The organism is Falsiporphyromonas endometrii, from assembly GCF_042654485.1.
Lineage (GTDB): Bacteria > Bacteroidota > Bacteroidia > Bacteroidales > Porphyromonadaceae > Porphyromonas > Porphyromonas endometrii.
The window spans coordinates 1-1,266 of record NZ_JBHSGO010000068.1; the positions used below are offsets into that span (position 1 = coordinate 1).

Genomic DNA, 1,266 nt, shown 5'->3' on the forward strand with positions numbered 1-1,266 from the left:
TGAACGATTTATTTGCGTGTTTGGGATTAGCCCAGACCCGCAAGTTATTGACAAACTTTTCAAAGAACTCATTTTATTTACTGCCAGAGCCGCTTAGGCTTGGATATTTTTTAACGAACTATTGTAATAAAAGACAAGTGTTTTATTGACTGTTTGCTCGGCGAGTACTAATCATTATTTAGATGATGAAACTCGCCTTTTTTATTGATCAACATTATGTATATCCCCCGAAATTATCCAGCTTTGGAGCCCCAGATAAGCTAAATAATGTAAATTTACCCTCACCTGATTTACCGCTTAAATCAGCCCTTTTTTTGAACTGAAAGAGATTTATTCTTCACAGAGCCGAAGAGTAATGGTACGAAACCGTCCTATCTGAATGTTAACATATGTATATGCTACATTTTTTGGACAAGATAGCGTCATAAAAACACACTTTGGGCCGCCTTTTTAGGAAGGTCGCGCGAGAAGCAATCCATCCTCGCGCGACCTTGAGGGTAACCTCGCGCGAGGTTGCACCCGAAGCAGCGCGACTTCGCATGTCAAGGTCGCGCGAGAACGGATCGAAAGTCGCGCGAGAACAGATTGCCTCTTGCGCGAGCTTATTTGTTAAAATAGCGCATAAAAAAGCCCGTTTCGTACCATAAAACGGGCAAAGTGGGTAAGAAGGTCAGAGACCCCTAACCCCGGAAGTTGTGATTTTGAAGTTGAATGAGGACTGATTGAGCCGCTTTTTGAGCATCCGTCAAGACAACGGTATTTAACAAATGTACCTCTCTAAAGACGAACTTCCCGGTCCATCGAAAGAGAGCACTCTTGAGATTATGTTTGACGGTTATGAAGCCGTTGATTTGACTCTCCATGACAAGACATATCTTACCCTCTTGGCGGAATAGCCCGCCAAGCGATACGAAAATCAAAAGTACGGTAAGTAATATGTTTATCTCCATGGTTCTATATTCAGTGAGTGACTAAGATACAAAAAAGGAATCTCTTTATCAATAAGAGTCTTCTAAATCATCAGCCTCCGAGAGTTGAGGAGAGCTGATCATCTGAAAGAAATAGCCCTGCTATCAAATGGAACATCCGCCAAACCTTTTTGGTGTAACGCTCCCATTTATGTTGAATCAGTCTTTTACAAGATACTGTCCCAAAAAAGTGTGTAAGACCCAAGACTATTATCTTTGAAAAAATAAAATAAAACAGTAAAACAGTATGGATCTCACACGAGTACAAATTAAAGAAATTATTTCGAATTGTCTGGCA

At 40.7% G+C, this 1,266-nt stretch carries 1 protein-coding gene and 1 pseudogene; one reads left to right on the plus strand and one right to left on the minus strand.

Annotation, left to right across the window (positions count from 1 at the left end; translation table 11 throughout):
* Positions 1–97 (plus strand): annotated as a pseudogene (locus ACFO3G_RS03250) (transposase); the annotation flags it as partial.
* A 583-nt stretch (positions 98–680) separates the two neighbouring features.
* Here ACFO3G_RS03250 and ACFO3G_RS03255 read toward each other — a convergent pair.
* Positions 681–950: a hypothetical protein gene (locus ACFO3G_RS03255; protein ID WP_380077953.1), complete on the minus strand. Its 270-nt coding sequence runs from the start codon at positions 948–950 to the stop codon at positions 681–683.
* Positions 951–1,266 lie beyond the last annotated feature (316 nt).

What these genes read in the sequence shown, in the direction of transcription:
- ACFO3G_RS03255 (WP_380077953.1), bottom strand. Translation starts at nt 950, where the DNA reads ATGGAGATAAACATATTACTTACCGTACTTTTGATTTTCGTATCGCTT.